Here is a 5,178-nt window from a genome sequence, read left to right on the forward strand (position 1 = left end):
ATCCCACACAGGATCTGTGTCGTACACAAAACCAATGTGGGAGCGAGCCTGCTCGCGAAAGCGTCAGGAAATACGCATCAGGAGGTAAGGTCATGAGCGAATTTCACACCGGCGGCTGCCACTGCGGACATCTGCGCTATCAATTCAGCGGACCTTTGCACGACATCGCCCACTGCCATTGTTCGATCTGCCGGCGCGTCAGCGGCGGGATCGTGACAACCTGGATCACGGTTCCCGTATCGGCCTTTAAATGGCTGAAAGGGACGCCGGCGCAGTACGAATCTTCAACCACCTGCGTGCGCTATTTCTGTCCGAACTGTGGGGCGCAACTGGCGTTGATCACACATCTGAGCCCCGAGAGTATCGACGTGACCATCGCCACCCTCGATCACCCGGAGCAAGCCCCGGCCGAGCGTCACATCTGGACCCGCAGCCATTTACCCTGGCTGCACTTGGACGAACATTTGCCCGGCGAAGCCGAAGAAAACCTCTGATCAAAAAATAGACAGGTCCAGTGGCCGGATTGCGCCCATCCAGATCGCGTGCTCGGTGTGGTCCAGCAAATCGTCGCCGGTGTCCGGGTGCAGAAACACCACCAAACCCTTGCGGTTGAGCGCCAGCCACGGCAGCACTTCGCCGATCAGCTCCGGCCCGAACGCCAATTGGCAACTCCAGTCCGGGTGCGGACCCACGGGACGTTCATGCACGCGGCCCATTTTCAGCGGGAACACCTGCGCGGCGTGCTCACACAGCGCTCGCGCCTGGTCAATGCTCGTGGCGTCGAAATAGACATGGGCGTGGTAACCCTTGATCTGTTGCATCTGAAACCCTCTGAAACCCAGTCGAACCCTCACCTATTCCCACAGGTCACACGCCATATACGTTGTGAACAAGGAACCTCAGCCATGAAAAATGCCGAAACCCCGGTGGTCAAAGTGGTGCTTTATGGTGCCATGAGTAGCCTGGGCAGTGCGCTGATGGCTGAAATGCTACGGCGTCAACATGAAGTGATCGCGATTCTGGATGACCTGACGGCGCTCCCACCGCGCCCAGGATTGCGCACCAAGACCGGCGATCTGTTCGAGGCCGAACGCGTCAAGCAAAGCGTAGCGGGGAGTTCGGTGGTTATTTGCCTGCTGGATGCCCCCGGATTGCCATTCAATAGCGAGACCGTTGAAAAAACCATCGTTCCAGGCCCGGTCGAACAGGTGTTGGCCGTGGACGCGCTGATCGAGGGCATGCAGGCGGCCGGTATTGCCCGGCTGTTCCTGGTGGGGGATTTTGCCGAACTCGACGACACAGAGGCTGAAGCGCTGGACCCCCTTCAGCGGCATGCCGCCGAGGAAATCCTTGATGCCCTGCAAAGCAGTGCCTTGCACTGGACCCTGGTCAATGCGCCTCGCGGAGTGCCGGGGCTGACGATTGAACATTTCAGCCACGTCAGCAGCAGCCTTGAACCGGGCCTGGCCGAACCGCTTGAACGGTTGAACCGCGTGGCCGTAGGGATTGCCGATGAGCTGCGGCTGAATCTTCACGTTCGCGAGCATGTGAACTTCGTTTCGACCGACCCTACACGGCGATAGACGGCAGCGGTAAACCATTCAGCGATTGGGCGCTGCTGGCCTGCTCAGCCATCAACCAGTCCACAAATTGTTGGATCAATACCCCACGCCGTTTTCGCTGGGGCAGAACCACGTAATAGCCGAGCCTGGAAATCACCGTGTCGGCTATCGGTCGACACAACAAACCTTGCGCCAGCAAGTTATCCACAAGGTGCCGCCAGCCGATTGCAACACCCTGACCACCAATCGCCGCTTGAATCAGCAACGTGTAATTGTCGAAGCGCAATTGCCCGGGGGCCGGGGCCGATGTGATCCCTAACTCGCGAAAGACGCCGCTCCAGTCAAACCAGTTGCTGCTGTTTTCGCCGCGCAGGTGCAGCAGTGGAAATTCCAGCAATGACTGGGCCGGCAAGGGCAGGGGACGATCCTTCAACAGCAGCGGGCTGCAGACCGGAAACACTTCTTCACTGAACAGCCAATGGCTTTCGCCCTGCTTGAAGCGGCCATCCCCAAACAACACCGCCACATCGATATCAGTGCGCAGCATGTTGTGATTGCGCTCGCTGGTGACCAGGCTGACGTCGACGTGGGGATTGGCTTTATGAAAGCGGTGCAATCGGGGCATCAGCCAATACGCGGCAAAAGCGAAATCCGTGGCCACCTGCAAGACTTCATGTTGATGCTGTGTGCTGATCGCGCTTAATCCGGCATCGATATTCTGCAAACCGAGCTGAACCTGCTCGAAAAGAATGGTCCCGGCCTCAGTCAACTCAATGCCACGGTAAATGCGATCAAACAACCGCGCGGTGAGTTGTTCTTCCAGGCGTTTGATCTGCTGGCTGACGGCGGGCTGCGTAGTGCCCAGCTCTACCGCTGCGGCGGTAAAACTGCGATGGCGGGCCGCCGCTTCAAACGCTCGCAGCAGGTCCAGCGACAAACTTCCAAGGGCGTCATACATAAGCGGTGCTTATCCTAGTCATTGCCGTGCATGGGCTTTACCACAAAGTGCATGGACTCCATGCTCGATCGCAGCACTCTCGCATAAATATTCACTATGGAATGCCGCGATCACATGAAGCGCAAGAATATTCTTTTCATCATGGCCGATCAGATGGCCGCGCCAATGTTGCCGTTCTACGGTTCCTCGCCCATCAAATTGCCCAATCTCAGCCGCCTCGCCGCCGAAGGCGTGGTGTTCGACGCCGCTTATTGCAACAGCCCACTGTGCGCGCCGTCGCGTTTCACCCTGGTCAGCGGTCAATTGCCGAGCAAGATCGGCGCCTACGACAACGCGGCCGATTTCCCCGCCGATGTACCGACTTATGCCCACTACCTGCGGCGTCTCGGCTACCGCACCGCGCTGTCGGGCAAGATGCATTTCTGTGGCCCGGATCAACTCCACGGCTATGAAGAGCGCCTGACCAGCGACATCTACCCGGCCGACTACGGCTGGTCGGTGAACTGGGATGAACCGGACGTGCGTCCGACCTGGTACCACAACATGTCTTCGGTGCTGCAGGCCGGGCCGTGCGTGCGCACCAATCAGCTGGATTTCGACGAAGAGGTGGTGTTCAAGGCCCAGCAATACCTGTTCGATCACATTCGCGAGGATGGCGACCAGCCGTTTTGCCTGACCGTGTCGATGACGCACCCACATGATCCGTACACCATTCCCAAGGCTTTTTGGGACATTTACGACGATGCCGACATCCCGCTGCCGGAAACCCCGACGCAAACCGAACTTGACCCGCATTCCCAGCGTTTGCTCAAGGTGTATGACCTGTGGGACAAGCCGCTGCCTGTGGATAAGATTCGCGATGCGCGTCGTGCTTATTTCGGAGCTTGCAGCTATATCGATAGCAACGTCGGCAAACTCCTGCAAACGCTGGAAGATACCGGGCTGATCGATGACACCATCATCGTCTTCTCCGGCGACCACGGCGATATGCTCGGCGAGCGCGGCCTCTGGTACAAAATGCATTGGTTCGAAATGGCCGCCCGCGTACCACTGTTGATCAGCGCACCGGGACAATTCGGCGCCGGGCGCGTCAGTGCTGCGGTTTCCACCGCTGATTTGCTGCCAACCTTTGTAGAACTGGCCGGCGGTTCGCTGGAACCGGGTTTGCCACTGGACGGTCGTTCGCTGGTCTCGCACCTGCAAGGGCAGGGCGGTCACGACGAAGTCTTCGGCGAATACATGGCCGAAGGCACCATCAGCCCTTTGATGATGATTCGCCGTGGCGCTTACAAATTCATCTACAGCGAAGATGACCCTTGCCTACTCTTCGACGTACACAACGACCCGCGCGAACAGGAAGAACTCAGCCAATCGCCGCAACATCGGCCGCTGTTCGAGGCGTTTCTGTCTGAAGCACGGGCCAAATGGGACATTCCGGCGATCCACCAACAGGTGCTCGCGAGCCAGCGTCGCCGGCGATTCGTCGCCGAGGCGCTGACCATCGGCAAGCTGAAGAGCTGGGATCACCAGCCGCTGGTGGACGCCAGTCAGCAATACATGCGCAACCACATCGACCTCGACGATCTGGAACGTAAAGCACGTTATCCACAACCCTGCCAAAACCAATAATGTTAAGGGGAAGTCCATGCAAAAGTTATCCACAGTACTGACGGTCGGGCTACTGGCTCTGGGCAGTGCATCGGCCTTTGCCGATCAGAGCTGCGACACGGTGAAAATGGCTGATCCGGGCTGGAGCGACATCGCTGCGACCAACGCCATCACCGGGTTTCTGCTGGACGGCATGGGCTACAAGGCCAAGGTCGACACCCTCGCGGTGCCGATCACCTTTGGCGGGCTGAAGGATGGCCAGGTCGACGTGTTCCTGGGGAACTGGATGCCGGCGCAGCAGGGCTTCTATGACAAATTCGTCGCCACGGGTGATGTCACCCAACTGGCGAAGAATCTCGATGGCACCGAATTCACGCTGGCAGTCCCGGATTACGTGTGGGACGCGGGTGTGCATAACTTTTCCGACCTGAATAAATACGCCGACAAGTTCGACAAGAAGATCTACGGCATCGGTTCCGGCGCCCCGGCGAACATCTCGCTGCAAGAGATCATCAAGAAGAACGACTTCGACATGGGCCAGTGGAAACTGGTCGAGTCCAGCGAGCAGGCCATGCTGGCCGAAGTGTCCCGCGCAGTGAAAAAACAGAAGTTCGTGACCTTCCTCGGCTGGACGCCGCACCCGATGAACGTGCAGTTGAAAATGCATTACCTGAAAGGTGGCGAGAAGTATTTCGGCGACACCGGCAGCGTTTATACGCTGACCCGCAAAGGTTATGCACAGGCCTGTCCGAACGTCGGCAAGCTGCTCACCAACCTGAGTTTCACTCAGGAGATGGAGAACAGCATCATGGCCGAGGTGGTGAACAAGAAAATCAGCAATGCCGAGGCGGCCAAGGCGTGGATCAAGGCCAATCCTGCCGTGCTGGATAAATGGCTGGATGGCGTGAAGACCGTGGATGGGAAAGATGCGTTGCCGGCGGTAAAAGCGAAGTTGTAAGGGTTACCTGTGGCGAGGGAGCTTGCTCCCGCTGGGCTGCGAAGCATCCCTAAAAATCTGCGGGCGCTTCGCTCCCGAGCGGGAGCAAGCTC

Annotated in this window: 6 protein-coding genes; 4 read left to right on the plus strand and 2 right to left on the minus strand. The window is 58.4% G+C overall.

Annotation, left to right across the window (positions count from 1 at the left end; translation table 11 throughout):
• Window positions 1–92: 92 nt before the first annotated feature.
• Complete coding sequence (locus QMX98_RS32145; RefSeq protein ID WP_010465546.1) at window positions 93–494, plus strand: GFA family protein; 402 nt, start codon at window positions 93–95, stop codon at window positions 492–494.
• Here QMX98_RS32145 and QMX98_RS32150 read toward each other — a convergent pair whose 3' ends face one another.
• Entirely contained in the window at window positions 495–821 is a 327-nt protein-coding gene (locus tag QMX98_RS32150) for a DOPA 4,5-dioxygenase family protein (protein WP_010465544.1), read from the minus strand.
• A gap of 84 nt (window positions 822–905) precedes the next feature.
• Here QMX98_RS32150 and QMX98_RS32155 point away from each other — a divergent pair, with 84 nt between their 5' ends.
• Window positions 906–1,583, plus strand: coding sequence for an NAD(P)H-binding protein (locus QMX98_RS32155; RefSeq protein WP_010465542.1), 678 nt, complete (start codon window positions 906–908; stop codon window positions 1,581–1,583).
• Here the strand turns inward: QMX98_RS32155 and QMX98_RS32160 are convergent.
• Window positions 1,570–2,520, minus strand: a complete 951-nt coding sequence (locus QMX98_RS32160) for a LysR family transcriptional regulator (protein WP_077748841.1) — start codon at window positions 2,518–2,520, stop codon at window positions 1,570–1,572. The two genes, QMX98_RS32155 and QMX98_RS32160, sit on opposite strands and share 14 nt — an antisense overlap.
• A gap of 114 nt (window positions 2,521–2,634) precedes the next feature.
• On the opposite strand from QMX98_RS32160, the gene betC reads away from it, so the two are divergent.
• Window positions 2,635–4,149 (plus strand): choline-sulfatase, encoded by a 1,515-nt coding sequence (gene betC, locus QMX98_RS32165; protein WP_282411949.1) that lies wholly within the window; start codon window positions 2,635–2,637, stop codon window positions 4,147–4,149.
• Window positions 4,150–4,165: 16 nt separating this feature from the next.
• Window positions 4,166–5,086, plus strand: a complete 921-nt coding sequence (gene choX, locus QMX98_RS32170; protein ID WP_010465535.1) for a choline ABC transporter substrate-binding protein — start codon at window positions 4,166–4,168, stop codon at window positions 5,084–5,086.
• Window positions 5,087–5,178 lie beyond the last annotated feature (92 nt).

Source organism: Pseudomonas sp. PS02303 (assembly GCF_029959925.1).
GTDB lineage: Bacteria > Pseudomonadota > Gammaproteobacteria > Pseudomonadales > Pseudomonadaceae > Aquipseudomonas > Aquipseudomonas mandelii.

Coding starts and splice junctions, on each gene's coding strand:
- choX (WP_010465535.1), top strand. CDS start 4,166: ATGCAAAAGTTATCCACAGTACTGACGGTCGGGCTACTGGCTCTGGGC.
- QMX98_RS32155 (WP_010465542.1), top strand. CDS start 906: ATGAAAAATGCCGAAACCCCGGTGGTCAAAGTGGTGCTTTATGGTGCC.
- QMX98_RS32160 (WP_077748841.1), bottom strand. CDS start 2,520: ATGTATGACGCCCTTGGAAGTTTGTCGCTGGACCTGCTGCGAGCGTTT.
- QMX98_RS32145 (WP_010465546.1), top strand. CDS start 93: ATGAGCGAATTTCACACCGGCGGCTGCCACTGCGGACATCTGCGCTAT.
- QMX98_RS32150 (WP_010465544.1), bottom strand. CDS start 821: ATGCAACAGATCAAGGGTTACCACGCCCATGTCTATTTCGACGCCACG.
- betC (WP_282411949.1), top strand. CDS start 2,635: ATGAAGCGCAAGAATATTCTTTTCATCATGGCCGATCAGATGGCCGCG.